The organism is Bradyrhizobium sp. CSS354 (assembly GCF_029051725.1).
Lineage (GTDB): Bacteria > Pseudomonadota > Alphaproteobacteria > Rhizobiales > Xanthobacteraceae > Bradyrhizobium.
This window is the reverse complement of record NZ_JAACFU010000017.1, coordinates 56,450-82,398: the sequence shown is the minus strand read 5'-3', so window position 1 is coordinate 82,398 and position 25,949 is coordinate 56,450. Positions and strand designations below refer to the sequence as shown.

Annotated in this window: 22 protein-coding genes and 3 pseudogenes; 21 read left to right on the top strand and 4 right to left on the bottom strand. The window is 61.7% G+C overall.

What is annotated here, in order from left to right:
- The first annotated feature begins 202 nt into the window (after positions 1-202).
- The 5 genes and pseudogenes from GWG67_RS38975 to GWG67_RS30445 all read left to right on the top strand — a co-directional run bounded on the left by GWG67_RS38975 (position 203) and on the right by GWG67_RS30445 (position 6,829).
- A pseudogene (locus GWG67_RS38975) lies at positions 203-1,267 on the top strand (IS110 family transposase).
- 334 nt (positions 1,268-1,601) lie between these two features.
- The gene (locus GWG67_RS30460) at positions 1,602-2,015 is read left to right on the top strand and encodes a transposase (protein ID WP_275173050.1); all 414 of its coding nucleotides are present in this window, start codon (positions 1,602-1,604) and stop codon (positions 2,013-2,015) included.
- A gap of 397 nt (positions 2,016-2,412) precedes the next feature.
- Positions 2,413-3,547, top strand: a pseudogene (locus GWG67_RS30455) (transposase).
- 420 nt (positions 3,548-3,967) lie between these two features.
- Positions 3,968-5,078, top strand: a pseudogene (locus tag GWG67_RS30450) (IS5 family transposase); the annotation flags it as partial.
- Positions 5,079-5,764: 686 nt separating this feature from the next.
- The gene (locus GWG67_RS30445; RefSeq protein WP_275173048.1) at positions 5,765-6,829 is read left to right on the top strand and encodes a TlpA disulfide reductase family protein; all 1,065 of its coding nucleotides are present in this window, start codon (positions 5,765-5,767) and stop codon (positions 6,827-6,829) included.
- A gap of 445 nt (positions 6,830-7,274) precedes the next feature.
- On the opposite strand, the gene GWG67_RS30440 is transcribed toward GWG67_RS30445, so the two are convergent.
- Positions 7,275-7,874, bottom strand: a complete 600-nt coding sequence (locus GWG67_RS30440) for a hypothetical protein (protein ID WP_275173046.1) — start codon at positions 7,872-7,874, stop codon at positions 7,275-7,277.
- Between the two features lie 339 nt (positions 7,875-8,213).
- Here GWG67_RS30440 and GWG67_RS30435 point away from each other — a divergent pair, with 339 nt between their 5' ends.
- Genes GWG67_RS30435 through GWG67_RS30425 form a run of 3 tightly spaced genes read left to right on the top strand, consistent with a single transcriptional unit; the run spans position 8,214 to position 9,987 of the window.
- A complete protein-coding gene (locus GWG67_RS30435; RefSeq protein WP_275173044.1) occupies positions 8,214-8,813 on the top strand; it encodes a hypothetical protein in 600 nt (199 codons plus the stop codon).
- Positions 8,810-9,235: a hypothetical protein gene (locus GWG67_RS30430; protein WP_275173043.1), complete on the top strand. Its 426-nt coding sequence runs from the start codon at positions 8,810-8,812 to the stop codon at positions 9,233-9,235. Before GWG67_RS30435 ends, GWG67_RS30430 begins: the two co-directional genes overlap by 4 nt.
- Entirely contained in the window at positions 9,223-9,987 is a 765-nt protein-coding gene (locus GWG67_RS30425; RefSeq protein WP_342761065.1) for an ImmA/IrrE family metallo-endopeptidase, read from the top strand. Before GWG67_RS30430 ends, GWG67_RS30425 begins: the two co-directional genes overlap by 13 nt.
- 201 nt (positions 9,988-10,188) lie before the next feature.
- Here GWG67_RS30425 and GWG67_RS30420 read toward each other — a convergent pair whose 3' ends face one another.
- Positions 10,189-10,422 carry a hypothetical protein gene (locus tag GWG67_RS30420; RefSeq protein WP_275173039.1) on the bottom strand — a complete coding sequence of 78 codons (234 nt, stop codon included), beginning with the start codon at positions 10,420-10,422 and terminating at the stop codon, positions 10,189-10,191.
- Positions 10,423-10,924: 502 nt separating this feature from the next.
- On the opposite strand from GWG67_RS30420, the gene GWG67_RS30415 reads away from it, so the two are divergent.
- The 6 genes from GWG67_RS30415 to GWG67_RS30385 all read left to right on the top strand — a co-directional run bounded on the left by GWG67_RS30415 (position 10,925) and on the right by GWG67_RS30385 (position 20,011).
- Positions 10,925-11,107 (top strand): hypothetical protein, encoded by a 183-nt coding sequence (locus GWG67_RS30415; protein ID WP_275173038.1) that lies wholly within the window; start codon positions 10,925-10,927, stop codon positions 11,105-11,107.
- A gap of 493 nt (positions 11,108-11,600) precedes the next feature.
- The gene (locus GWG67_RS30410; RefSeq protein WP_275173035.1) at positions 11,601-12,557 is read left to right on the top strand and encodes an ArdC family protein; all 957 of its coding nucleotides are present in this window, start codon (positions 11,601-11,603) and stop codon (positions 12,555-12,557) included.
- Positions 12,558-12,900: 343 nt separating this feature from the next.
- Positions 12,901-16,197: a strawberry notch family protein gene (locus GWG67_RS30405; RefSeq protein ID WP_275173033.1), complete on the top strand. Its 3,297-nt coding sequence runs from the start codon at positions 12,901-12,903 to the stop codon at positions 16,195-16,197.
- Complete coding sequence (locus tag GWG67_RS30400) at positions 16,197-17,258, top strand: toprim domain-containing protein (protein WP_275173032.1); 1,062 nt, start codon at positions 16,197-16,199, stop codon at positions 17,256-17,258. Before GWG67_RS30405 ends, GWG67_RS30400 begins: the two co-directional genes overlap by 1 nt.
- Before the next feature lie 330 nt (positions 17,259-17,588).
- Positions 17,589-18,512 carry a DUF2493 domain-containing protein gene (locus tag GWG67_RS30395; RefSeq protein WP_275173030.1) on the top strand — a complete coding sequence of 308 codons (924 nt, stop codon included), beginning with the start codon at positions 17,589-17,591 and terminating at the stop codon, positions 18,510-18,512.
- A 1,178-nt stretch (positions 18,513-19,690) separates the two neighbouring features.
- Positions 19,691-20,011, top strand: a complete 321-nt coding sequence (locus GWG67_RS30385) for a DUF736 domain-containing protein (protein WP_275173028.1) — start codon at positions 19,691-19,693, stop codon at positions 20,009-20,011.
- A 161-nt stretch (positions 20,012-20,172) separates the two neighbouring features.
- On the opposite strand, the gene GWG67_RS30380 is transcribed toward GWG67_RS30385, so the two are convergent.
- A complete protein-coding gene (locus GWG67_RS30380) occupies positions 20,173-20,454 on the bottom strand; it encodes a helix-turn-helix domain-containing protein (protein ID WP_275173027.1) in 282 nt (93 codons plus the stop codon).
- A gap of 106 nt (positions 20,455-20,560) precedes the next feature.
- On the opposite strand from GWG67_RS30380, the gene GWG67_RS30375 reads away from it, so the two are divergent.
- The 5 genes from GWG67_RS30375 (at position 20,561) to GWG67_RS30355 (ending at position 23,069) form a co-directional block, all read left to right on the top strand.
- Positions 20,561-20,839, top strand: a complete 279-nt coding sequence (locus GWG67_RS30375) for a DUF2285 domain-containing protein (protein WP_275173025.1) — start codon at positions 20,561-20,563, stop codon at positions 20,837-20,839.
- Between the two features lie 158 nt (positions 20,840-20,997).
- Positions 20,998-21,180, top strand: coding sequence for a DUF6499 domain-containing protein (locus tag GWG67_RS30370; RefSeq protein ID WP_204513416.1), 183 nt, complete (start codon positions 20,998-21,000; stop codon positions 21,178-21,180).
- Positions 21,181-21,229: 49 nt separating this feature from the next.
- Entirely contained in the window at positions 21,230-21,760 is a 531-nt protein-coding gene (locus GWG67_RS30365) for a DUF2285 domain-containing protein (RefSeq protein ID WP_275173023.1), read from the top strand.
- 124 nt (positions 21,761-21,884) lie between these two features.
- Positions 21,885-22,163 carry an AlpA family transcriptional regulator gene (locus tag GWG67_RS30360; protein ID WP_275173021.1) on the top strand — a complete coding sequence of 93 codons (279 nt, stop codon included), beginning with the start codon at positions 21,885-21,887 and terminating at the stop codon, positions 22,161-22,163.
- A gap of 3 nt (positions 22,164-22,166) precedes the next feature.
- The gene (locus tag GWG67_RS30355) at positions 22,167-23,069 is read left to right on the top strand and encodes a replication initiator protein A (RefSeq protein ID WP_275173019.1); all 903 of its coding nucleotides are present in this window, start codon (positions 22,167-22,169) and stop codon (positions 23,067-23,069) included.
- 587 nt (positions 23,070-23,656) lie between these two features.
- Here GWG67_RS30355 and GWG67_RS30350 read toward each other — a convergent pair.
- Entirely contained in the window at positions 23,657-24,634 is a 978-nt protein-coding gene (locus tag GWG67_RS30350) for an IS110 family transposase (protein ID WP_275173149.1), read from the bottom strand.
- 320 nt (positions 24,635-24,954) lie between these two features.
- Here GWG67_RS30350 and GWG67_RS30345 point away from each other — a divergent pair, with 320 nt between their 5' ends.
- Complete coding sequence (locus tag GWG67_RS30345) at positions 24,955-25,419, top strand: DUF2840 domain-containing protein (RefSeq protein ID WP_275173017.1); 465 nt, start codon at positions 24,955-24,957, stop codon at positions 25,417-25,419.
- Complete coding sequence (locus tag GWG67_RS30340) at positions 25,419-25,925, top strand: S26 family signal peptidase (RefSeq protein WP_275173015.1); 507 nt, start codon at positions 25,419-25,421, stop codon at positions 25,923-25,925. Before GWG67_RS30345 ends, GWG67_RS30340 begins: the two co-directional genes overlap by 1 nt.
- Positions 25,926-25,949 lie beyond the last annotated feature (24 nt).

The window sequence follows — 25,949 nt, the reverse complement described above, 5'->3', positions numbered from 1 at the left end:
AGCACTATCGGCTATCGAAGCGATTGCGACATACGTCGTAAACGCGACAGCAGTGGTTGCAACAACGGCAACGCTCGGGACCTAACCTAGGCATGGGATAGGTCTCCTCATGGGCCAGCATTATATCCCGCGCTTGCTCCAGCGCGGCTCTCTGCATGACCCCACGGAATAGGCGGAGCGGACCCAGCTACATCTAGACCAGGTGGTGATCGAAGCGACCTGCAACTGCATGGCGGTGTCACGGGTGCTGTCGCCGTTTGTGAAGCGGGTGGTCATCGCCAACCCATTGCAGGTGAAGACAATCGCGCATGCCCATGTGAAGATCGACAAGGTCGACGCGGGCACGCTGGCCAGCTTGTACGCGGCCGGCTATCTGCCGGATATCTGGATGCCGGACGCGGCCACAGAACGGTTGCGCAGGCTGATCGCTCGGCGTTACCAGGTCGTGCGCATCGGAAAGTGCAACGCAATCCTTCACGCGCACCTAATCCCAAAATGTCCGCACGCCGATTCATTCAACGGCCGCGGCCGCGATTGGCTGGCGCACCAGCCAGTACCCGACGACGAACGGGATGCTATTGAGCGGCATGTGCGCGAGCTCGATCGGCTCGCCGAAGACCTCACGATACTCCATCGGGAGATCGCCACAAACAGCCTGGACGACGGCTCGGTCAGGCGGCTGCTGACGATCACCGGCGTCAATCTGGCGGTGGCGGCCGGGTTGATGGCGGCAATTGGCGGTATCACGCGCTTCAAGAGCCCGCAGAAACTGGTCAGCTACTTCGGCTCAATCCGCGTGTGCACCAGTCGGGCCTCGGTGCCGCTCATCACGGCCGGATCAGCAAGGTCGGACGTAGCCACGCCCGGGCCATGCTGGTAGAAGCCGCCTGGGCTGCCGCCAAGACACCCGGACCGCTCCACGCTTTCTTCGTGCGCATCCGCGCCAGACGGGGCCATCAGGTGGCCGCCGTCGCAAGCTGACCGTCCTGTGCTGGCATCTGCTCACTAACGAAGAGGATTGCCTCTGGCCCGGCCCAGTCTTGTCGCTCACAAGATGCGCGGCATGGAGTTACAGGCTGGCCGAGCGCAGAAAAAAGGCAACACGCGCGGCCCTGCCTACGCGTACAATATCAAACAACTCCGCCATCAGGAGATGCACGTCGCTGAGCAAGCGCAGAGAAGGTATGAGCACTTTGTCGAAGCTTGGCGCCCGCGCCCGCCAAAAGAAAAGGCGCGCGGGCGCCTCAACCCGGCAGGACACAGATAGGGCTGCCCGGCGACGCTTGCAGCCGACGCGCCGCTCTTCGCCACGAGGTCACCCGCGCACGACAATAACAATCGCCGTTCGGGCTAGTTCCCATCCCCCCGGGACACTGGGCCGGTGAGTCATTGTTTATTTCCAGGCCCGATCCGATCGAGGATGCCGCCGTGCTCGGGCCGGTCAAGGCCGAGCCTTGCGGTGGCCGCAAACTGCGGCCAGCCTTGACCGCCCCTGCGCGCGGCAGCTGCGCGAAGGGTGGTCGGGACATGGGGTAATCGCGGAGCACGCTTATTGCTAGCCTCTGCACACTGATTCCGTTCCCTATACAAGGAGCAATGCAATGCAGCCGATTGCGCAATATGTCGGCCTCGATGTGTCGCTTGAAGAAACCAAAGCTTGTGTTGTCGACGAAGCTGGTAGAACGCTCTGGCGCGGATGTTGCGCATCGACCCCCGACGAGATTGAGCGGCTTGTCTGCAAGCATGCGCCAAATGCTCTGCGCGTTGGCCTCGAGACCGGCATGCTTTCCGTCTGGCTCTTCCACGAGCTGAAGAAGCGTCGAGTGCCCATTATTTGCATCGACGCGCGCCATGCCAAGGCAGCGCTGTCGCTCCAGATCAACAAAACCGATGCTAACGACGCGCATGGGATCGCCCAAGTGGTTCGCGTCGGCTGGTATCGGCAAGTGCTGGTCAAAAGCATGGATACCTACGCGATCCGCGCAATGATCAGCGCCCGCGCACAGCTCGTTTAGCACGCCCTTGAAGATCAAGAATACTGTCCGCGGACTGCTGAAAACCTTTGGCTTGATCCTCAAGATCGGAAGTCAGCGGCGCTTCATCCGGATCGTTCGCTCTGCAATCCAGGACAAGCCCGTCCTGCTGACGATTGTCGAACCAATGCTGATTGCCTTGAGCACACTGCAGGAGCAAATCGGTGTATTCGATAGTGCACTGTGCCGCCGAGCGACCGCCGATCCGATCGCCAAGCGCCTCATGAGTGCCCCTGGCGTTGGCGTGATCGTTGCTCTCTCGTACATCAGCACGGTACACGCAGGTCGCCACCGATACGGGCCGGGCGACGCAGAGCCCGCTCGATCGCCTGTCGCTGGAGGTGACGCCACCTGGATGATCCGCGGCGGGATGCGGGTGATGATCCGCCCCGACAGCCGCGCCAACAGGCCCGCCATCGAGATTGCTGATATTCTGCGCCGGCATGGCGACACCTATCGCCGTGTACATGCCGGTCATCTCGGTCGGGTCGAGCGGCGCGTGATGAGCGCAATCGTGGCGTGCCGGACCGAGGCGCTCGGCGGCCACATGGAGGCTTGCGACGACTGCGGCACGACACGCGTCGCCTATAATTCCTGTCGCAACCGGCACTGTCCGAAGTGTCAGGGGCCAGCCCGGGCCGCGTGGCTCGCCGCGGGAGAAGCCGACCTGCTGCCGGTTCCCTATTTCCACGTCGTCTTCACACTGCCGGCTCCGATCGCCGCCTTTCAGAACAAGGCCATCGTTTATGCGATCCTGTTCAAAGCCGCCGCTGGGGGCAGGCGCTGACGCACCATCCCCACGTCCACTGCGTCGTGCCGGGCGGCGGCCTCTCGCCCGATAGCGCGCCGCGCTTGATCGCCAGCCGACCAAACTTCTTCCTGGCCGTCAAGCCGCTCGCCCGGCTGTTCAGACGCCTGTTCCTCGAACGTCTGACCGCTGCCTTCGACGCCGGCCCCCTGAACTTCTTCGGCGATCTCGCATCCCTGGCCGAGCCTGCTGCCTTCACAGCTCACCTCGTCGCCATGCGGCGCATCAGCTGGGTCGTCTACGCCAAACGGCCGTTCGGCGGCGCCGCGCAGGTGCTGGATCTCGGCCACTATTCCCATCGCGTTGCAATAGCCAACAGCCGGCTCGTAGCCCTCGACCAGGATCACGTCGCCTTTACCTGGAAGGACTACCGCCAGAACGGCACGACAAAGATCATGAAGCTCAAGGCCGACGAGTTCATCCGCCGCTTCCTTCTTCACACGCTGCCCGATGGCTTCCATCGCATCCGCCACTTCGGCTTCATGGCCAACAGCCATCGCGCTGCCAAACCGCCCTTTGCCGCGAACTTCTCGATCGTGAGCGGACAGCGCCAAACGATGGCGAGCCGTCGCCAGCGGAGTCGGACGCTTTGACGTGGCCCAAGGCTCCCGCCTGTCCTGAGTGTGGTGGCGTCATGCGCATCGTCGAGCGCTTTCGACGCAACTTCAACCGCTCCAGTCCTCCGTTCCGGTGCGATACATCGTGAGCCAAGTCATGCCGTGCACAACGATCGCCATTCGTCATTCCGCTCCCAGCGTCTCGATCATCGCGGACGCTGTCGAATCCGTGCTGCCACACGGCGCGACAACAGCCGTCCGATGCAGCAAAACGCCTGTCGCGATCTCCGACAAAGCGCGCCTGATCTCAACTCTTCCCCGATGCACACATCTCGCAGCTCTGCCTCACGTGCCGAGCCGGCAGACCGGGCCTTGCGATCTCCAACAATCCCCATAGCTGCAAAACCACGCATACCCGCCCGCGCCTTCGTTCAATCCGGCTTCAATGAGGTCGCGTCACAAGCGCCTGCCGCGCCCTCGCGTGAGCGCGACCTCACAGAACCCTCCAAATTCCTTGCAAATTTGATCTGTGATTCACTCGCCTTTGGATGTTTTTGGCGGGGGACCAGATGACCAGATCCGGGCACCGGAACGGCGGGAGACGGGAGAGGAGGATGTTCCGCTCTCGGCTCGATCAGATCATCGACCTGAAGCATCCGCTGGTGGCGCTGGGGCGCACGGTGGATTGGGAGTTCCTGGAGCGGGAGTTTGGGGCGATCTACACCGATGATCCGGGCCGCCCACCATTGCCGACGCGATTGATGGCGGGGCTTTCGATCCTCAAGCACACCTACGGCCTCTCCGACGAGGTGCTGTGCGAGCGGTGGGTCGAGAACCCCTATTACCAATAGTTCTGCGGCGAGGAGTTCTTCCAGCATCGGCTAGTGTTTGATCGTTCGACGCTGACGCGCTGCCGCAACCGGATGGGCGAGGCGCGGCTGCAAGCGTTGCTGCAGGAGAGCCTGTCGGTTACCACCAGGACCAAGGCCATCAAGCCATCCGAGCTATCACGGGTGATTGTCGACACCACGGTGCAGCCCAAGAACGTGACGTTCCCCAATGATGCCAAGCTTCTGAACCGGGCGCGCGAGAAGCTGGTGCGGCTGGCGCTGCGCCATGGGGTGAGCTTGCGTCAATCCTATCGCGGGTGGGCAAGTTCGCCCTGATCCAGCATCAGCGCTATGCCCACGCCAAGCAGTTCAAGCGCGCCAACCGGGCGCTCAAGACGCTACGGACCTATCTCGGTCGCGTGATCCGCGATATCGGCCGCGAGATCGAGGGCAATGGCGGGCTCGAAGCGACGTTCACCACGTTGCTGATGCTGGCACGCCGCGTGCGCTAGCAGCAGCAACGTCAACGCGGGCCGAAGGTCTATTCCCTGCATGCGCCGGAAGTCGAATGCATCGGCAAAGGCAAGGCCCATCGGCCCTACGAGTTCGGCGTCAAGGTCAGCGTTGCCACCACCCTCAAGCACTGCAAGGGCGGCCAGTTCGTCACCCACGTCAAGGCGCTGCCCGGCACCCCTATGACGGTCACACACTGGCAACCGTGATTCTGGACATGGAGGCGCTGGTCGGCAGCACGACCGCGCGCATCCTCGCCGACAAGGGATACCGCGGCCACAACGCGCCGCCTGATCACAAGTTCAGCGTCTTCGTCTCCGGCCAAAAGCGAGGGGTGCCCCCTCGGCGACGCTATCCTGGACCGCCTCGTTCATAACGCTCACCGTCTGCAACTCTGAGGAGAAAGCATGCGAAAGCAGAACGCCCGCAATCAAACTCTTGACGCCAACTCAAACCCCTGAGCCAATCACCATGTCGGTCAAAGCCGCTGCTCACCATCGCGCGAGACAGTTGCTCACGATCGCCTGAAATTGCCGCTCACCATCAGCGAAATGCGCAGCCTGCTCGATGAGTTCGTCGCAATCGTCAACAAAATCGACTGAGTGATTCTAAATCGTATTGCATCTCCACCTTTGAGACAAAGGACTGGGTTTGGGCGCGATTCAACGGCTGATTCAATTACTGCGCCTCGCCGATCGACTTGTTCCTCGCCAGCTTGGAAAGAGGGCGCATGTCACTTGTCGGTCAGCGGGCACCATCCGGCTTCTCGCGTACCTCCTACTGGCGCAGCGCGGCTCGCAATGCGCATTCGCAAGACGATCTTCTGACGGCACGAAGGTCGCGATGCGTGCCCGAAATCTGACGTCGACGCAACGCTTGTCAGGTTTCATACAGGGACCTACTGGGCGTGTGGATGTTTCTCAAATCTTTGTCATGTAGCTTAGCGCGCGTGGACAGCGTGGCAGGTGATTGCTATTCGGGTGAAGCGACAAGGTCGCGCAACAGGTCACTTTGGAGACAATCATGGCGCTATGCATCGAGTCCGCGGCTCCTTCGCTCAAAGTCGAGAACTGGCTGCGTGGCGAGCGCCTCACGAACTTCGAGCCAGGGAAAGTGTACATCGTCGAATTTTGGGCAACTTGGTGCGACGCATGTGTGGAGGCGATGCCCCATCTGATAGAGCAGCAAGCAAAATACAAAGACGAGGGGCTTGAGGTCGTCGGAGTCGCAGCCTATGAAAAAGCACCAACGGCGGATGAGGCTCGCGCCAAGTTGGACGCATGGTTGACCGAAAAGTTCTCAAATCTGAACTATCGAATCGGGTTCGACAGTACCGGCGCAATGAACAAGCTTTGGATGGAAGCCAGCTCTTCTCTTGGGATTCCGAGATCGTTCGTCGTCGACCGCGACGGCCACATTGCCTTTATCGGTGATCCGATCGACATCGACCACGTCTTGCCGAAAATTATCAACGGAACTTGGCGTAGCAGCGATGACGCTAAAGCCGCTGATGCGAAACGGATTGCGGAAGACCAACACCTAGTGCGCGTATCCTCAATCCAGCGGACGATTCGATCGGCGATGGAAGCAAAGGATTGGCCGGCAGCGCTCTCAGCGGCCGAAGAGGGCATTGCCATGATGCCGGACGATCGACACTTCCGCGAGATTCAGGCGGGTCTGTTGCTTCAAATGCGCGACACGGCGACCGGGTTCCAGGTCTTGCGCCAACTGGTTCGAGATGCGATTGAGAAACGGTCAGACGCTGTGCGTGGGCTGATTGCCGTGATGGAGCAACTCTTTGATCCGGAGAACGATAAGGCCCACCTTCCGCGTGCCGAGCGCTTTGCGATCGGCAGGGAGGTGTCGGAACATATCCTCAATTCAGTGCAAGACAGCGGCGGCCCCACCCTTACTTCTTATAGAGTGGTCGCTCAGTATTACTACGAGAGTGGTGACAAGCAACGCGCGATCGAGCTGATCGAGCGGGCAATGACATGGCTAGACGATTCGGAAATCGTGCCGGAAGATACAAAACAGTATTATATGCCGCGGCTGCTCCAAACCTTGGCCACCTACAGGGGCGAGTAGGTTTGTTGCAGCGGGTCTTGTTCGATTGCGCAGGAAAAGTCTCCTGGGGCTCCCAAAGTGCAGTCGCAGGAGGAGACATGATGAGAGATGTTAATCGGAAATGCACGATCGGGCTATGTAAGCGCCTCCGAAGTGCTCGCGACCAGCAGAATCATTCAGGGCGATTGCAACACGCACGTCACAAGGAAGGCCTAGCCCACAACGAGCGATGCGACGCCCTGCGGCCCGTCTTTGCTGGGGTCTAGTTAGTCGTTCGTGAAGAACCATCCAAGCGGTTGATCAAGAATCGATTTTCCGGGCCACATTGGCTTTGAGATTGCAAGCTTTCTGGCTTTGACTGCCCAGAAGCTTGCAAAATCGGCCAAGCACCAGCGCTACGCCCACGCCAAACAGTTCAAGCGCGCCAACCGGGCCTCGAAGAAACTCAAGACCTATCTCGGCCGCATCATCCGCGACATAGAGCGCAAACTCGGCGGCAACGCCTACTTGCTCGGTGGGATCGTGTTGGAGCGCAGACAATGATCGACAGCGGCGCCAGGCCGTCGGTGTCGCCGATAAATTCGAGATCACGATGGCGCTTTGCGATCTGCACGGTCCGGCGCAAGAGGCCCTTCAGCTTCATTTGCTCGGGATAGGGCTCTACCGAGTCCTTCGCGATGGTGCTGGCGAGGGTCCATCCGAAGGCGGAGCGGATGCGGGCACGCAGCTTGGCACGGCGCTCGAACTTCGCGCGGTACCCCATGGGATTGGATGCCTTCCAGGACTTCAATGTCTTGTCGGGGACGAGTTCGCCACCGAGCGTACAGCCGGGGTTGGGGATGCTGTGGGTGATGTCCAGGTGGAATTCGTCGGCATAGTTGAGCCGCCAGCAGCGGGGCATCTCCAGCAGCAGGGTGGCGTAGTGGCCGTTCGCCCGAAGACGGTCCCCAATGCGCGCCTTAAGCATCGCGGGCGAGATGGCGGTGTCGATATCCGGCACGTGCGCCACCAGATCGACGTCGCACTCGGCGATGCCAATCGGCTTGACCGTCGAGCCGATCGCCACGGAGCCCTGAAGCCGGATGGCGTTTTCGGCCAGCAGCAGCGGTCGTCGTACTGGGAGAGCCAGTCGCCGACGCCTTCATAGCGCTGCTGCGCGACCGCGCGCTGATAGGACGACGGCTCGAGATGCTGGCAGGCCTCCTCGATGAGGTCCGCCAGCTGCGATTGGCGCAGCTGCGCCCGTTCTGTTATGTAATTCATTGTTGCATCACCGGTTCGAATGGTTGCCCCCGGTTCCCATCGAAACCGGTCGCCTCTACACCTGCATGCCGGCCAGCTGCGCGTTCGGACTCGATTTTTTTGTCCGAAAGAGATTTTTGGCCGGCATAGGATGCGTGAAGCTATGGACGACATCAGCGTGCCGCCTCCCGAAGTATCGGCCTCCGCGACCGAGCACCTCACATACGATAAGGTGGCGTCGGCGCTGGACGGGCTGACACCGCTCGACCTCGCTCGTCTGGACGCCGTCGAACGCCGTTACCTTGGTGGGACCGACTTCGCCGAGGGCGACCTATTGCAGGAGGCGATGTGTTCCGCGCTCTTCGAGGAGAAGCGCTGCCCGCGGATCACCAGGTTCATAGTCTTCCTGGTCCAGTCGATGCGGAACATCGCCGGCCACCGGCGCGATCATCTGCAGCAGCAGGTTCCGATCGAGGACGTGACGACCGGCGGGCGCAAGTCGAAGTTCGAATTGAAAGCGTCGGGACCGAGCCCGGAGGACGCGGCGATCCGGGCGGAACAGGATCGGGGGGCATTGGAGGTCTGTGCGGCACTGAACAGCGCCGACGAGGAGATGAGCATGGTGCTACTCGGCTGGGAGAATGACATGAGGGGCGAGACGCTGCGGGATTTCCTTGGCGTCGACCAGGCGCGCCTGGACTACGTGATCAAGAAAATCCGGCGCATCGCCCGTCGGGAGTATCCGAAGGGATGGCGGCGATGAGCAGAGATCCAACAGACCGCGAGAAATTGTCGAAGCTCGACCGGGCCATCGACGACAGCATACTGGAAGCCTCGGAAGCCGATCTGCGCGAAGACTTCAAGGAAGCGGGTGACGATTTCGAGAAGGCGGTGGCCCGCGCCGGCCGCGCTTTGGAGCAGGCGAAGGCGCGTGCCGCTCGGATGCGTTTCGAGCGGGCTCAGGATGAATCGAAGGCATACCGTGAGCAGGACAACGTCAAGAGCTTCGACCTTGCGAAAGCGCGTCGCCGTTTCGATGGGATGCGATCCGGTGAGGTCGCCGAGTCAACGATGGCCGCGCGCAAGGGTGGCAAACTTTCTGAGCGCGATGAGGAAAACCTGTTGAAGGATCTGGCGCAGCTCGAGGCGCTTGAAAACGAGGACAAGGTAGAATGGGAAGAATGACCCCGGCAGAGCGCCTGCTTGTTGGGCTCGGGATCGCGGAGCCCAAGGATATCGACCTCGATGCCATCGCCTGGACGCAGGGCGCAGTGGTCAATTACAGGCCGATCGACAACTGCGAAGCCACGATCTTGGGATCGAAGAAGCGCGCCGTCATCTCGGTCAATAGCCTCAGCATGCGACAGCGTCGCCGCTTCTCCCTTGGACACGAGCTTGGGCATTGGCACTACGATCGCGGAAAGGTTCTCTTCTGCGGCAAGAACGACGTCTGCAATTTCAGGCATGACGCGCTCAGTCCGGAGCGGCGTGCCGACGACTTCGCCTCCGATCTGATTCTTCCTAATTTTATGGTTCTTCCGCGACTTCGGAAGATGAAGCGCCTCACTTTGGCGGCGTCCAGGGAGTTGGCCGATGAGTTCGACGTCAGTCTCACGACCACGCTTGTGAAGATGATCGCGTTGAACCATTTCCCCATGGTCATTGTTTGCCACAACAGGCGGGATCGCGTCTGGTACAAGACGTCACCGATGATCGCGGAATGGTGGCGGCCCGTCAGGGCACTGGACGATCAGACGTTCGCCGCCGACATGCTGCTCCGAGGCGCCGACGAACAAAACTTCCCCCGAAAGAATCCGGCCGATGCCTGGTTCGATTTCAAGGGATGCGATCGGTACGAGGTAGAAGAGCAGTCGTTCCTTCTGCCGGACGACGAGATCCTCACGGTGCTCACGCTGCCACGGCAGGCGATCGCGTAGATCTTGGCCTGAGTCACCACGCCGCAACAACGATTGGAAGCGGAGGCTGGTGGATCTGGACGCGCAGCAAAACACAGCCGCTCAGGCTCGCGAGCCGGCTGTTTTCAAGGATGGTCGCAGGTTACAATGGTCTCGCCGGCCAACTGGCAGAAACGCGACCGTGTCGCATGAAATGAAAGAAAACAAGATAGAGACGGCCTATCACGAAGCGGGACATGCGGTTATGGGCTGCTTGCTTGAACGTCTTCCGATTTCGGTGTCGATCGTGGCAAGACGGAATTTGAGCAGGATGCCCCTCCGGGCGGTTTTCGCCATTTCGATGAGTCCGAGCGAAAGAAGAAATATATTCGGACGCTTGTTTTGATCGAGGTCGCGGGCACGATCGCGTACGACATCGAATTTCCGGGGCGCGCTCATGATCAGGGCGATGCTCATGACGACTATACGACCATTGGGCAAAGGAACTCGTCAGGGAAGGCGTCCACTTCGAAGATGACAGGGACGGCTACTTGGCTTCCGCAAGACAAGACGCGGAGGGGGTGCTCCCACTGGGAGACTCACTCTAAGCAACGAGGTGGGCCGCCCGGATCGTCGGTGTAGACCGCCCCAAACTCCGCGCGCGCCTGGACCTGGTTGCGCGATGATCTGCAAGGACAAGCCAACAGTGACGGCTTCTTTGCCCTTAAATTCGCACAGGTGCAGCTCAACCGAGCGGAACTAAAGCGAGCGATGGACAAGACCCTGGAGAGACGTACAAGACGTTTCTCGATCACGACATCGTGGAAGGCATCGGGCCTTGGGCGAAAGCGGCCAGCCCCATCTAATCAATCCACAAATGTGATAGCCAATCACGGCCTTTGGCAATCGAATCTCGCGCGGTTTGGGCGACTCATGCTACCCATCATTCTCAATGACATCACTGCACAATGGGAATGAAATGGTTGCTGCCACCCGTGAATTGCCGACCTCTGGTTACGCGCTTGAAGTAGACGGCCGGCTCAAAGCCGAATTTGCAACCAGAAACGGCGCCAGGGCAGGTGGGGAAGAACTAAAGAAGCGTTTTCCCATGCTTCAGATCAGGATCTATGACGCGCAGACGCATGCGCGCGAGGAAATCTAGATCCTCTGACTCAAGCCTTAGCGGAGTTCTTCCACTTGCTCGCGTGCGGCTGCCGCCGCACCGGGTTATCGAACCGAGCCGCTTTGCGTCTAGGCCGTGCGGCGTCGATCCCTCGCGCCAACGGATGCGGAGCTCCTCGCCGGGGGCACTCGGGAAAGGGGCTCGCCTGCGGCGATCGCTATCACTGCCCCGTTCCCGGGTGCCGCTATTGAACCGGTCTCGTCGCTGCACTCGGACCCGCGTGCCCCTTCGGGTCGCTATGCTCACGCTCTCCGGGTGCCATTTTCCGTTGAGGCGATGCGCCCCTGGCGCACGCCTGGTCGGGCGTGCGGCCCCAGGTAGCTCAACGCAATTCCCATGAACATCCGATGGAAGGGCGGCGCAGATTTCGCATTCTCTCAGGTAGAGGCGAGAGTCAGAGTGTCGCGCGGTTTTGCCGTGACGGGTTACAGGCTGCGAGAGAGGCTCGCGGCGCCCGTCGCGGAGACCCGCGATGTCCAGATATTATCCTCGGGCGCGCACCGGTGAGGACCGGGCAAGCCTTTATGACGACATCACCAACAAGATCATCGCCGAGCTGGAGGCTGGCCGAGTGCCGTGGGTGCAGCCTTGGGGCACCACGGCGGCGAAGTCGCCTTTGGCCTTGCCGAAGAGCGCGGCGTCCGGCTGCCAATACAGCGGCATAAACATTTTAATTCTATGGGGTGCCGCGACCGAACATGGATTTACAGGACAGAGCTGGCTTACCTTCCGCCAAGCGCTATCACTCGGTGGTCACGTCCGCAAGGGCGAGCGCGGCACGACCGTCGTCTACGCCGACCGCTTCGTGCCCGTCGACGAAAAGCGCCGCGCGCGCGAGAACGGTGAGGAAGCGCAGGCCATTCCGTTCCTCAAACGGTTCACGCTCTTCAACTGTGATCAATGCGATGGCTTGCCTCCAGAGATCGCGACAACGGCGCCGCCTCCGCCGCCAGGCCTCATCGAGCCGCGCGTCGAATACCTGATCAAGGCGACCGGGATCGACTTCCGCATCGGCGGCAACCGCGCCTTTTATGCGCCGACGGAAGACTATGTGCAGGTGCCCCCACCCCAAGCCTATTTCGAACCGATCAATTGGCATCGAACGGCCCTGCATGAATTGGCGCATGCCAGCGGCCATCCGGCACGTCTCAACCGCGACTTGTCGGGCAGCTTTGGTACCACGAAGTATGCCTTCGAGGAGCTCATCGCGGAAATCTCGTCTGCGTTCAGTTGCGCCTCGCTCGGTATCGTGCCCACGGTACGACATGCAGACTATATCGGCGCCTGGCTTAAGGTGCTGCGAGAGGATAATCGCGCGATCGTGCGAGCTGCTTCGCAGGCCAGCAAGGTTGCGGAGTATCTCCTGGGCTTCCTGCCGGAAGTGACTGTCGATATGACGACCGAGAGAGCGGAGCAGGGGGCCGCGTGAGTTTCTCACCTGTTGCCTCGAACAAGAGAGTGAGAGGGGGGCGGCGGTTTTCGCGACGGGCAAGAGAGTGAAGCGGGCCCGCTGCCCGAATTCCTCGCCGATGACGAGGATCAGGAGAACGCGGGCGACGATGATCGGCAACAGCTCGACGGGGCCGAGTGACATGTAGAGCGGGATGGCTCCGGCCGTCCGGCAATTGCTTGGGGACCGGTGTGCTGCGCCGGTCCCCATTTATGGGGCAGGATTGAGAGGGAGAGTCGGGCCGGGAAGGGTTTGAGCCGTCGGGTCTTAAGGAGAGCGCCTGATGGTTCGACGCTTCCTGCTCTCCGAAAGAAATCCTGTCATGACCGAATCTCTCGCCGGCGGTGCTGCCGCCGTGCCGCTCTCGATGCGTGCCGCTGCAACTATCACCTCCGCCGCCGTCAGGGCCGCGCGACAGCTCGTGATTGATCTCGAGCACGGTCGTCGCATCGATGCCGCCGTCCTGCGTAGCGCCATGGAAGCTGCGTTCGGCGCTTCCGACGCCACTGGCGTCTGGAACTGGAAGACCGCCTATGATGTCTGCGAAGCGGTAACCGTTCTGTTCCTGTGCGAGTTTGGCCCGGCCATCCGGACCAAGGCTGGGTCAACGGCCGCGATGCTGCCGATGCTCGCGAAAATCGCGCGCTGGCTGTCCGACGCTCAGCTCGAGAGCGTCGTCTATGCGGGCGAGGCGCACTCCGAATTTCTTGCGGGCTCCTGGACGGTGGATGCGACCTTTGATGTTGTGGCGGCCGCGCGTGACGATGCAGAAAATGCCGTGCGTTTTCGCCGCGGCTGGTTTTTGGGCGACGGCACCGGTGCAGGAAAGGGACGGCGGGTCGTAGGCATCCTTGTCGACAATTGGCTCAAGCGCCGCCGCCGCGCCCTCTGGATCAGCAAATCCGACAAGCTGATCGAAGACGCACAGCGCGACTGGTCCGCGCCCGGCATGGAGCGGCTGGTCGTGACGCCGCTGTCACGTTTCCGGCGGGGCACACCGATCCGGCTTTCGGAAGGCGTCCTATTTACCACCTACGCTACGCTGCGCACCGATGAGCGCGGCGAGAAGCTTTCGCGCGTGCGGCAGATCGTCGATTGGCTGGGCTCCGACTTCGACGGAGTGATCGTGTTCGACGAGAGCCACGCGATGCAGAACGCGGCAGGCCAGAAGGGTGAGCGCGGTGACCTCAACGCGATTGCTTGCAATCGTCCGGGGGCGGCCTCCCAGCAGGGGCGTGCGGGGCTCAGGCTCCAGCACGCGTTGCCGCATGCCCGCGTCGTCTACGTTTCCGCAACCGGTGCCACGCCGGTCCACAATCTCGCCTACGCCCAGCGGACGGGCCTGTCGGGCGGCGACGATTTTCCGTTCGCCATCCGCGCCGAGTTCGTCGAGGCAATCGAGGAGGGCGACGTCGCGGCCATGGAGGTGCTGGCTCGTGACCTCAAGGCGCTCGGTCTCTACGCGGCGAGGTCTCTATCTTACGAGGGCGTCGCTTACGAGCTCATTGAGCACGAGCTCACGCCCGAACAGGTTCACATCTATGACGCCTACGCCGGCGCGTTCAGCGTCATCCATAACAATCTCGACGCCGCGATGCGGGCCGCAAACATCACGGGCGAGAGCGGTACGCTGAACGGCCAGGCTAAATCGGCCGCGCGATCGGCTTTCGAGAGCGCCAAGCAGCGCTTCTTTGGCCACCTCCTGACCTCAATGAAGACGCCGTCACTGATCCGCTCGATCGAGCGCGATCTCGACGCCGGCCATGCCGCCGTCATCCAGATCGTCTCGACCGGCGAGACATTGATGGAGCGTCGGCTCGCCGAGATTTCGACGGAGGACTGGGGCGACGTCCAGGTCGACATTACTCCACGCGAGTATGTCCTCGACTATCTCGCCCATTCCTTTCCGGTCCACCTCTACGAGCCTTTCACTGACCAGGAGGGGAATCTCTGGTCCGGGCCCGTCTATCGCGAAGGCCAACAGATCAAGAGCCGGGAGGCCGTCGCTCGCCGCGACCGGCTGATCGAGAAGCGCGCCTCGCTGCCGCCTTTGCCTGGGGCTCTGGACCAGGTCGTCCAGCGCTTCGGGACCGCTATGGTCGCCGAGGTGAGCGGCCGCTCGCGTCGCATCGTTCGCAAGGGCGGGCGGCTGGTGGTCGAAAACCGAGCAGCTTCGGCCAATCTCGCTGAGACGTCCGCCTTCATGGACGAAGGCAAGCGCATCCTCGTGTTTTCCGACGCGGGTGGGACGGGGAGGAGCTACCATGCGGAACTCTCTGCCCGGAATCGCCGGCTGCGGGTCCACTATTTGCTCGAGCCCGGCTGGAAGGCGGACGCCGCGACCCAGGGGCTCGGCCGCACCAACCGGACCAACCAGGCGCAGCCGCCGCTGTTTCGGCCCATCGCGACTGACGTGAAGGCGGAAAAACGTTTCTTGAGCACCATTGCCCACCGGCTCGACACGTTGGGAGCCATTACGCGCGGCCAGCGCCAGACCGGAGGACAGGGCCTGTTCCGGCCCGAGGACAATCTCGAAAGCCAGTACGGCCGCGATGCGTTGCGTCAGCTCTATACGTTGCTCGCGCGAGGCAAGGTCGCGGGCTGCTCGCTCGAGAGGTTCGAGGATGCGATCGGCCTGAAGCTCTCAGATGCTAATGGGCTCAGGGATGACCTGCCGCCGATCACGACTTTCCTGAACAGGTTGCTGGCGCTCACGATCGATCTTCAGAAAATCCTGTTCATCGTCTTCGAGCAGCTGCTGACGGCTCGGATCAAAGGCGCGGTCGCGTCGGGCAGCTATGACGTCGGGCTGGAACCGCGTACGATTTACATTCATCCCGGCACTGGTGCCGAAACCCGGCTTCTTACGATCACCCAGCGCCAGCGCAATCATCCTGTGAGCCTGGATGACGCTCTTGGTCGTCTTTCCGATTTTCGTGCCGTCCTGCTGATCAATGAGCGCTCGGGACGGGCCGCCGTGCAGGTTCCGGCAGCGAGCGCGATGCTCGACGATGGCGAGATCGAGCGGCGCGTCCGCTTGATCCGGCCGATGGGGCAGCACAGCGTCGCCTTGACCGCCATGGCAGAGAGCCGTTGGGTGGAAATTGATCATGAACGCATTTCAGTCGCCTGGGCGGCAGAGCTTACCGAGGTACCCGAGCTCACGGACAGCACGATCCATGTCGTGGCGGGCCTGCTGCTCTCGATCTGGAAGCGGCTGCCGAACGAATCGACTCCGGTCTATCGGCTCCAGACCGATGCGGGCGAGCGGATCGTCGGCCGCAAGGTCTCCGCTACATGGGTCGCGAATGTCCTTGCGGCTGGCGCGCTGGCGTTGACGCCGGAAGCTGCCTTTGCCGCGCTCATGGAGGGGCGGACCGTTCTTGAGCTTGCGGAGGGGCTCCAGCTTCGCCGTGTCCGGATGATGGGCGCACACCGCATCGAACGCTCGGGCTTCAACGACACGATGCGCGATCGCTTGCGGGCTTACGGCCTCTTCGAGATCATTTCCTGGAAGCTGCGCATGTTCGTGCCCACGGACGCGAGCGGCGTCGAGATCTTGTCGAAGGTGTTCGACGCCTATCCGGTTGCGCGCATCGGTGAGCGGGAGGCGGCTTGATGTCCCGCGATGCTTCCGAACTGGCAGGCGGCCTAGCGCGCGAAGCGGAGGCGGTGTGCCGACATTATCTCTCCAATGGCAAGCGGGCGGGGTGTTACTGGGTGGTCGGCGATGTGCACAACACCCCGGGCCGCTCACTGTTCGTGCGGCTCCAGGAATCGCCGAAGGGGCCGGCGGGCAAGTGGACGGATGCCGCAACCGGAGAACATGGCGATCTCCTCGACATCATTCGCGAAAGTCTGGCCTTGCGAGACTTTCGTGACGTCGCCGAGGAGGCAAGGCGCTTTCTCAAGCTTCCTCGTTCTGAGCAGCAACTGAGCGCAAAACCCGTTCGTTCGCCGGCGCCGACCGGATCACAAGAGGCGTCTCGTCGGCTCTTTGCGATGTCCAGCCCGATTGAAGGGACGGTGGCCGAGACGTACTTGCAGCGTCGCGGAATAGCCCGCATCCACCATGGTGGCAGCCTGCGCTTCCACCCACGCTGCTATTATCGGCCGGATGAACATTTGCCGACCGAAACCTGGCCGGCGATGATCGCCGGCGTCACGGATCTCGATGGTCGGATCACCGGCGTGCACCGGACTTGGCTCGACCCGGATGGCTTTGACCGTGTCCGTCTCGGCAAGGCTCCGATCGATACCCCACGACGCGCCATGGGCGACCTTCTCGGCAATGCCGTTCGCTTCGGCTTGGTGGACGACGTGCTCGCTGCCGGCGAGGGTATCGAAACCATGCTGTCGTTGCGCTGCCTGCTGCCGAGCATGCCTATGGCCGCTGCACTCTCGGCCAATCACCTCTCAGCCATGATGCTCCCGTCGAGCCTGCGCCGCCTGTACATCGCCCGCGATGTCGACGCAGCCGGCGATGCGGTGCAGGCTGTTCTCAGCCAGCGCGCAGCAGACGCCGGCATTGAAGCGATTCCGCTATCGCCCCGGCTGGGCGACTTCAACGAAGATCTGCACCTCTTTGGGCTGGAGGCGCTCCGAGCAGCGTTGCGGCTTCAGCTCGCACCAGAGGATGTCGTGAGCTTCCTGCATTTCTCCACGCTAGCCGCGGAATAGCTCCCGGGCTTCGATCGACGTTGTTAGGCCGGTCATAGGCGAGGCCCCTGCGGAAGAGGACGCGACCACGGCCTTCTAGAGGGCGATCGGACAGCAAGCGGCCCGGGCCGGCAATGGCTGCGTCCGGCTATTTTCCGCCGCGCGCCCGCGATGTGAAGATACGTCATGCGTTGGGCCGGCGCGCTTTGCATCGCGAAGCAAAATAGCCGGCCTCCGCCATCCTCCGCTGCCGCTTCGGCCCTGTCGGGTGCTGGCCCGTTCCGCCTGCCGTCAGAGGATCGCCACGAAGGCCGCGATGGTCGCGGCCGATCCGGCAAAGGACCTCTTCTCATGACCGACCATGACGACATCGAACCGCCGCATGCCTCTTCTCCGACCGACCACGTCCTCACCGAATTACAGCTCTTCGGCTATCGTCCCTTCGACGACCAGCCCGATCCAAGACCGCTTCCGGAGGGCAAGATGATCGCGGGCGCCGTGGTCGATATGTTTGACGCCCTCGTTGCGACCCTGAATGACACGCGGCTTGAGCCGGACCTTGACGACCTGCTCTGGTCGACCGTCAACCTGTTCCATCGGGCCCTCGATCGCATCGAACGGCAGCTCGGTGACAACGAACAAGCGCAGCATAAGAGCCAACGCGAGCAGAACGGCTCGGAAGTGCGATCGGTCGAACTCGAGCGCCTGACGGCCGAAGGCATCACGCTGATCGAGCGCCGCAATTGCCTGGAACTGTTCCGGGATCAGGCCATCGAGCGATTTGAGGTCCACACCGGCTCGTCTTGGCGGCCCCGGTCGGGATCATTGGTCAATCACCGAACGCTCACCGCAGCAATGATCGACTCCCGTGACTTCATCGCCGCCAAGCGTCGTTCCGAGACCGAGGTCATGTTGCCAGCCGGACCGAAAATCGCACTCACGGGTGGGCTCGACTTCAATGACCACCACCTCATCTGGGACCGCCTCGACAAGGTTCACGCCAAGCACCCCGACATGGTCCTCCTCCATGGCGGCTCCCCGAAAGGTGCTGAACTGATCGCCTCCAAATGGGCGACCAATCGCAAGGTGCCACAGATCGCCTTCAAGCCCGATTGGACGAAGCACGCCAAGGCGGCGCCGTTCAAGCGCAACGATGCACTGCTCGAGCTTCTGCCGATCGGCGTTATGCATTTCCCGGGCACGGGAATTCATGACAATCTCGCTGACAAGGCGAAGCGGCTCGGCATCCCCGTCTGGAAGTTCGGCGGCGCATGAGCGCCGTCGTTCTCGATATTGAGACAACCAAGCCGGAGTTGCACGCCGCAACTCCGCCTCGTTTCGATTTTACCTCCGAAACTACGCCGTGGTGGTGGTGGAAGGCGCGACTGCTAGATCTATGCACATGGAGCCACCACCATGCTCGCCCTTGGGCTTGTTCTCAACACACTCGGCATCGGCTTGTTCTGCTGGGCGATCTTCGCGCTCGCTGTGTATGCGTTGCCGTTTTTCGTCGCACTCGGTGTCGGGATGTGTTGGCGTTTCGTGATGGCGCGGGCGTCTTCGGCGCACCGCTATCGGAATTGCTTCTGGCACGCTGACGCTTGCCGCTGGTCAGGTCGCCGTCGCCGTGAGGCGGTCCTTGACCTTCCGCGTCGCGATCGCAACCGCATTCGCCGTCCCTGCGGGAATAGCTGGCTATAATGTGGTGTTTGCCCTGTCGCAGATCGGGGTGCCTTCGCTGACTTGGCGCGAGGCCTTCGCTTGCGGAGGTGCGGTTTGCATTGGCGGCACGGCATGGACGCGCTTGACCTTGTTTGCGGACCTCCGCCCGTTGGAGTCGGGCCGGGTGGTGGAGAATATGCCTCGACCCGGTTCTTACAGCCGCCATGCATAAGCAATGACGCGTCGTCGCCATCACCGGTCGAGCAAGGTCGCACAGGGCGGCACGTTGAAGGAGGTAGTCGAGCTTGAGGAGAGGTAACCGCACTTCTCCTCAGAGGGCTTTAAACAAGTCCTACCAATCTCTGTCTGGCCCACATGACTGCGGTGGAGCGGCACGCCGCGCTCCGTCATTCCTTCCGGGACGATACCGCCCTTTGCAGCAGATTGTTTCTCTTTCTGCGCCGAACGGTACCAACCTCTTGTTCAGCACAACCGAGATTTGCCAATCGTCTCCTTAAGCTTGCGGTTCAGCACGCGGACCACGTGGCCTCTTTGATGGCTTGATCTAGCCGAAGACCGGCTGCGCCTCGATCGTCTGAGCCGCAACGCCGTTGATGCGACTTTCTTCCCCTGGGCTTCGCCCATTCCTCGCGAGACAAGAAAGTCGCCACAACGGCGTCCTCCGCTGCGCTCCGGCCCGCGAGCGGGTGCGTCGCCGATCGTCTTCGGCTTCCAGATCGCCATCGAGGCCGCGGTGGTCGCGGGCTCGAAACACAAATAGGAGAAGTAACATGGCTAATATCGGTTCGTTCAAGAAGGTCGGTAACGAGTTTCACGGCGAGATCGTCACCCTGAGCCTTCAGACCAAGGGGGTCCGCATCGTCGCCGAAACCAACCGCTCCAGCGACAACGCGCCCAGCCACCGCATCTACGTGGGCCGCGCGGAGATCGGGGCAGCCTGGTCGAAGCGCTCCGAGGAGGGCCGCGACTATCTCTCGCTCAAGCTCGACGATCCCTCCTTCAACTCACCGATCTACGCGAACCTGTTCGATGACGAAGGCGGCGAAGGCTACACGTTGCTCTGGTCGCGGCCCCGCAAGAACGGAGAGTGAGGGTCGTCATCGCCCCGCCCGACAGCCTCGGGCGGGGTTCACTCTTGGAGCAACGCCGATTGACCAAAGTTGCAGCTGCATCGGCTTGGTCGAGTTGATTTTCACTTGTTTAAGACCCGCCCTTCCATGGCGCTTGTCCACATGGGTTGAACTCACTCAAGCTATTGTTTTTGGGAACGTAGACGCGCTGACCGACGGCCTTTAGGTAATGTCCGGGGTGTCGCCGCCCCCTTGGGTGGCTGAATAAAGAATTCAGATAAATGAACGCCCAGCGTCTCGGCGAGTCTGTCGAGAAGATCAATTGTCGGATTCTCAGATTGCCGCTCAAGGCCGCTCATATATGAGCGGTCAATCCCAGCATCGTACGCCAGTTGCTCTTGCGGAATGCCGCGATCCACGCGGATCCGGCGCACATTCCAGGCCACGAGCGCACGAGCTTTCATGCGCCCAAACAGCCATTAGGCAGACCATCAAACCACTGGCTATAACCAAACTATTCCGCTAAGTTTGGCTACAATGCAGATCAGCGAAGTGCGCGCATAAGCCTATATGACAAAGCCACCGTTAGATCCCGATGTCGCGGATGTCGCGCCGGATCAGCCGGTGCTGACGACCTATGACGAGCAGCATCTGGTGACGTATTGGCGACTTCTTGACGCCGAAGCCGATGGCGCGGATTGGAAAGAGGTAACCCGGATCGTATTGCATATCGACCCGGTTCGCGAAGCGGCGCGCGCCCGCAATGCATTTGATAGTCATCTGGCCCGCGCAAAATGGATGGCAGACCACGGCTACCGTGACTTGCTTCGCGGCGGCTCCACTAAATAGCAAAATCTGTCATAGTGAGTTCGCACTCGAGAACAGTGTTCTCCGCTGACGCGTGATCGCCTGCATGCATCACGCGATGCACAATTGGTGACTTCCCCAGCAATCCCAAGCTTCATAGACGTTGCGCCACAATCGACTTACAGCAGGGGATCACGGCAATGTCCGAGTTCGACTGGCGCTCACCAGAGGCGTATCAGCACGCTATCAAGTCGGGCGAGATGGCGGATTTCGCCTGGGAGTCACTGCGGCGCAGCCCCAACTATCGAGCTTCCTATCGTGAAAATCGATCGCAGATGACTTCCGAATTCCGAAGGAGATGGGGCGTCTGCTTTCGCTCATGACCCGCAGGGGTCCTTTTACCAACAGACAATCTTCTGGGCACCTGAGGCGTTGCCGACGGTGGTGCCGGTCGTTCAGAGCGCGGCCAGCTCAAAAGTGGTCGGCGCGGGTCTAGCACTTGCCGAGCTTTCGTCGGGCACCATCAGACAGGCATCTGACGGCTGGCATGCCGTCTTGCGCATTCAAGGAGCACAACATCATCTCTGGCTGAAAGAGGCGCCGCAGTTTGGTGTCTCATATGCGGCCGAACTGCCGCTCGATGCGGACTTTGAGATCCGCGCCCACGCCTCACAGCGGTTGTGGCGCGCACTCAACGGCCGTCCGCCAGGACCTCCCTTTCATCAGCTTTCGGCGCAGCGGCGCGAACGACTCGTCTTGGTGTTGCGAGCGCTCGATGGACGCATGGATGGTGCTTCATATCGCGTCATCGCCGAGGTGCTGTTCGGCCGAAAACGAATCCCTGAACGCGCCTGGAAAACCCACGAATTGCGCAGCCGGACCATTCGCCTGGTGCAGGCTGGCTTGGCGCTAATGCGCGGCGGCTATCGCGCGTTGCTACGTCCCTCATCTCGCAAGGAGTAGAGCAGGGGTGCCGAAAATCATCGCTCGATCTTCGGCATCCCCCTAAGCACTCCTACTGCGCCATCGTGACCGTCGACGCGCGGCCCGAGCCGGTCGCGCTCCAGACCACGACGGAGCCTTGCAAATGCCCGATCCGAACGCCGGCCTGCCGCCGCGATACTTGCGCACGACCGAAGCGGCGCGCTTTCTTGGACTCTCTGGCCGAACCCTGGAAAAGCACCGCACCTATGGGACAGGCCCGACCTACCGCAAGCTCGGCGGTCGCGTTGTGTATGCGCTCGAGGACCTGAAGGCGTGGGCTGACCGCGGCGCCAAAACGTCCACCAGCGATCCCGGCACAGGCACCGTCCTGCCCGCGAAACGGCACACACCGATTCCGTATGCAGGCAAGGAGCGGCGCTGACGCATGCCGGACAGCAACTCCACTGCAAGCAGGAGACGGAGATCAGAGCGCGACCAACTCGATCTGTTTCGCGCCCTCCCGGGCGATCTGACGCCACGGGACGCGCAAGACCTGATGGCATATCCGTTCTTTTCGCTGGCAAAGTCGAGGCGAGTTGCTCCGATCGATTTTTGCGCAGGCACCATCACCATTCGTGTCGAAGCCGTGCCGGAACATGGCATGGCGACGATCTGGGACGCGGACGTTCTGATCTGGGCTGCCTCGCAGATTGTCCAAGCCCGAGATGCCGGTCTGCAAACGTCCCGGCTGATGGCAGCGACCCCGTACGAGATCCTGACCTTCGTTGGCCGCGGCACCAGCGTGCGCGACTACGACCGCCTGAAGGCTGCGCTCGACCGGCTGCAATCGACCACTGTGATGACATCGATCCGCCAGCCGAGCGAACGGCGGCGGCATCGCTTCTCCTGGATCAACGAATGGAAAGAGACAGCCGATCTGCACGGGCATGCCGGTGGAATCGAGCTGATCCTGCCCGATTGGTTCTACACGGGCGTTCTCGATGAAGCGCTCGTGCTGACGATTGACCGGGCCTATTTCGACCTGACCGGTGGATTGGAGCGCTGGCTCTATCGCCTCGTCCGCAAGCACGGCGGCCGTCAGACTGGCGGTTGGAGCTTCGATCTCGTGCACTTGCATGCGAAGTCCGGGAGCCTGTCGCCGTTCAAACACTTTGCCTACGACCTGCGTCAGATCGTCCATCGTCAGACATTGCCAGGCTATCGGCTCATCATCACGCATCATCCGAATGGCGCAGAGCGATTGAATTTCGCACCAGTCCCCATCGGCCCGTCGAGCAGGCGACTGCGCAAGCGCGGCGTCGTCCTTCCTGCTGGGGATAAGCTGTGAATTCGCTCGTGCTATCAGGGACCAGAATACTCGTGCCATCGGGGACGCGATGCTCGTGCTATCGGGGACCGGAATCAAAGCTAAGGCTCTGCGGCGCCAAGACTTTCTGCTCCCGTAACTTTCCTAACATACTGACACTAACTTCTTGTTGTGAATCAGTACGTTGTGAACAAGTCGGCCGCGCGTGCAACGAGGATGCCTCATGCATCCACACTCTCACGCGCAAAGCTTCGCTGCAATACGATTGTTATCTCCAATCTGCGCGCGCGAACGCGATCGCGCGCAAATCTTCGCGATCGTTGGCGTCGACATCATCGCCTGGTGCGCGTCACGTCCTTTTGCGGCCACTCGCTCGTCGAGGAGAACTCGCTAACATCCGTGGTTGGCACGATGGCCACCACAAGCCGGAATCTGAGGAAAGGGCGGTCAGGCTAACCAGCGCCGTGCTTGATGGCTTCAAACGTCGTCATGAAGCCGCCGGCAAGAAAAGTTGCGATCTCACCCAAATCCCCGTCCCCTCGGGAGACGCCGCTCCGCCGTGGCGGAAGGAGAAGGCGCGCGTGGAAGCGGCCGGGTCGCGGAGGCCCTTACATCGCCGCAGCGACCCGGCCGCGCTTGCCGCCGGCGCCAAACCGGAACGTGGTGCCATCGATCCAGATCTTGTGCAGCAGCACGGCGAGCGCGCGCGCCACCGCGGTCGCGGCGCGCTTCAGACCCTTCTTCCTGGCCAGTCGCAGGCCCCACAGCCGCAGCTTAAAGTTCTTCGGAATGCGCGTCAGGATCGCGATCGCCGCTTCATAGAGCATCGCGCGCGTCAGCTCATCGCCGCATTTGGAGATGTTGCCGATCCGGTCGGTCTGGCCGGATTGATAGCGCCGCGGCGTCAGCCCGAAACGGGCGCCGACATTGGTCGACTTCTTGAATCGCGCCGGGTCATCGACGGTGGCGTCAAACGTCGGCGCCACGCGATGCAGTTTTGCCAAACGCTGCCGCATGGCGCTGCGGGCCTCCAACAGCGGCGCGACGATCGCTTCCGATTCCTTCTTCCCGGCCAAGATATCGCGCACCCGCGCGTCAAAACGGCCGACCGAGATCTCGCTGACTTTGAGGCCGAACGGACGCAACAGGCCGCGGATCATGTTCTCCAAGTCCAGCACCTTGCCGAGCATTGTCTTGCGCCCGACCAGCAGCGCCCGCAACGTCTGTGCGCTCTCCGACTTGACAAGAACCACGCGGAACCAGCCGGCCCGCATCATCTGCGCAACGCCTTCGACGTCGTTGCGGCGGGTCTTGTTCAGTGTCGCGTTCAGCGCCGCCTTGGCGTGCCGGGTCTCTCTGCAGATCATCGGGAGGCCCTTTTCGGCAAGCGCCGTGAACAGCCAGGCGCTGGAGGAGAAGGCCTCAAGACCGACACGTTTCAAGTGAATGCCCCATTTCGCCAGGAACAGCTCGATCGCATCCGGATTGGTCTCGAGCTTCGCCTTCCTGCCGACGTTGCCATCGCCACCCACCGCGCAACTGTTGGTCGCCTCCAGCGACACATCAAGACCAGCATAGAATTCCATCATTCGCCTCCACAGCCGACCGTCGGCACGCACCGCGCGTGCCGCTCGCGGATCGTTGCGAAGCATCTTCGCAGCAGCACGGCCGGCGAGGGGGCACCGGCCACTGCCCCGGCTAACCTGGAATCCCTCGGATTCCTTGTAACGAATTGGTGCCACTCGGCTGCGATCCGGCAGCGGCAGGAGCGCTGCATCGCTTCGACAACGCCGATCATCGACGCTTCATTGCGACCATTCGGCCAAAACCAAGGCTCTGACTTTGATGCGCTGGCGACAGCGCACCAGCATGTCCAAAATTCCTCTCATGACTATGGAGTGGCCAGGTGAGCGACCTCACAACTGTTGAACTCTTGTGGCTCGAGAAGCGTATCGAGAACCGAATCCGGTTCGGCAAGCCTGCATCGGAGAGGATCATTGACCAGCACCGGCGCATTCTCTCATTTGTGCCCGGCAGCATCTTCGCATTCGTGCGCTGGACGTCCAATGACTTCGGAACCACCCTGTCTCGCATCGACATTCTGCGCGCGATCACGCCGGGGCAGCGGTATTCGACCGTGCCTTGGGTTAGCCCCGGTGGCGAAAGCCTGCTGCGGCTAGCAGGCTGGCAAAAGGTCGAGCGCGTTCTTCAGTTGATCGACGCCGTGGAGTCAATCGGCATCGATCCTGCCGATGCAGCCCCCGAGTACTGGCATCACGTCCACAACCGGCTTTCCGTCAACGAGACGCCACGACCTTATACGCGTGCGCGCCACCAGGCGTGGCTCCGCCGGCGCAGGATGGTGTTCTGATGGGGCGGCTAAGGATCGTCCTTGCAACGTGTGGGGCCACAACGCTCGCGCTTTGGCCGGTCACTGACACCTCACTGTCGTACATCTGGAACGCTTCCGAAAGCGTGCCGATCGGCCTCTACCGTTTGCAAGGGACCGCACGATTGCACATCACTGAGCTCGTGGCCGTTCGGGCACCAGAGCCGCTTGCGAGCTTCCTCGACTTCAACGGCTATTTGCCGAGCGGTCTTCCGATGCTCAAGCGCGTGCTGGCGTTGCCCGGACAAACCGTCTGCAGAACGGGACTCAAAATCGTCGTCGGCGGGATCGAAATGGGCCAGGCACGCGAGCGCGACCGCCGTGGCAGGCCGTTGCCGGCCTGGCAGGGTTGCCGGGTCGTCGCTGAGGACGAGGTCTTTCTCATGAACTGGCAGTCGGCGGAGTCCTTTGACGGCCGATATTTCGGACCGCTCCCGACATCGGCCGTCATAGGGCAAGCGGTACCGGTGTGGACCAAGGAGGACTGACAAATGGCGGCATTGCTCCAATGG

Excerpts from the sequence above, each read along its gene's own strand:
- GWG67_RS30460 (WP_275173050.1), top strand. The coding sequence starts at position 1,602 with ATGCAGCCGATTGCGCAATATGTCGGCCTCGATGTGTCGCTTGAAGAA.
- GWG67_RS30445 (WP_275173048.1), top strand. The coding sequence starts at position 5,765 with ATGGCGCTATGCATCGAGTCCGCGGCTCCTTCGCTCAAAGTCGAGAAC.
- GWG67_RS30435 (WP_275173044.1), top strand. The coding sequence starts at position 8,214 with ATGGACGACATCAGCGTGCCGCCTCCCGAAGTATCGGCCTCCGCGACC.
- GWG67_RS30430 (WP_275173043.1), top strand. The coding sequence starts at position 8,810 with ATGAGCAGAGATCCAACAGACCGCGAGAAATTGTCGAAGCTCGACCGG.
- GWG67_RS30425 (WP_342761065.1), top strand. The coding sequence starts at position 9,223 with ATGGGAAGAATGACCCCGGCAGAGCGCCTGCTTGTTGGGCTCGGGATC.
- GWG67_RS30420 (WP_275173039.1), bottom strand. The coding sequence starts at position 10,422 with ATGAGCATCGCCCTGATCATGAGCGCGCCCCGGAAATTCGATGTCGTA.
- GWG67_RS30415 (WP_275173038.1), top strand. The coding sequence starts at position 10,925 with ATGGTTGCTGCCACCCGTGAATTGCCGACCTCTGGTTACGCGCTTGAA.
- GWG67_RS30410 (WP_275173035.1), top strand. The coding sequence starts at position 11,601 with ATGTCCAGATATTATCCTCGGGCGCGCACCGGTGAGGACCGGGCAAGC.
- GWG67_RS30405 (WP_275173033.1), top strand. The coding sequence starts at position 12,901 with ATGACCGAATCTCTCGCCGGCGGTGCTGCCGCCGTGCCGCTCTCGATG.
- GWG67_RS30400 (WP_275173032.1), top strand. The coding sequence starts at position 16,197 with ATGTCCCGCGATGCTTCCGAACTGGCAGGCGGCCTAGCGCGCGAAGCG.
- GWG67_RS30395 (WP_275173030.1), top strand. The coding sequence starts at position 17,589 with ATGACCGACCATGACGACATCGAACCGCCGCATGCCTCTTCTCCGACC.
- GWG67_RS30385 (WP_275173028.1), top strand. The coding sequence starts at position 19,691 with ATGGCTAATATCGGTTCGTTCAAGAAGGTCGGTAACGAGTTTCACGGC.
- GWG67_RS30380 (WP_275173027.1), bottom strand. The coding sequence starts at position 20,454 with ATGAAAGCTCGTGCGCTCGTGGCCTGGAATGTGCGCCGGATCCGCGTG.
- GWG67_RS30375 (WP_275173025.1), top strand. The coding sequence starts at position 20,561 with ATGACAAAGCCACCGTTAGATCCCGATGTCGCGGATGTCGCGCCGGAT.
- GWG67_RS30370 (WP_204513416.1), top strand. The coding sequence starts at position 20,998 with ATGTCCGAGTTCGACTGGCGCTCACCAGAGGCGTATCAGCACGCTATC.
- GWG67_RS30360 (WP_275173021.1), top strand. The coding sequence starts at position 21,885 with ATGCCCGATCCGAACGCCGGCCTGCCGCCGCGATACTTGCGCACGACC.
- GWG67_RS30355 (WP_275173019.1), top strand. The coding sequence starts at position 22,167 with ATGCCGGACAGCAACTCCACTGCAAGCAGGAGACGGAGATCAGAGCGC.
- GWG67_RS30350 (WP_275173149.1), bottom strand. The coding sequence starts at position 24,634 with ATGGAATTCTATGCTGGTCTTGATGTGTCGCTGGAGGCGACCAACAGT.
- GWG67_RS30340 (WP_275173015.1), top strand. The coding sequence starts at position 25,419 with ATGGGGCGGCTAAGGATCGTCCTTGCAACGTGTGGGGCCACAACGCTC.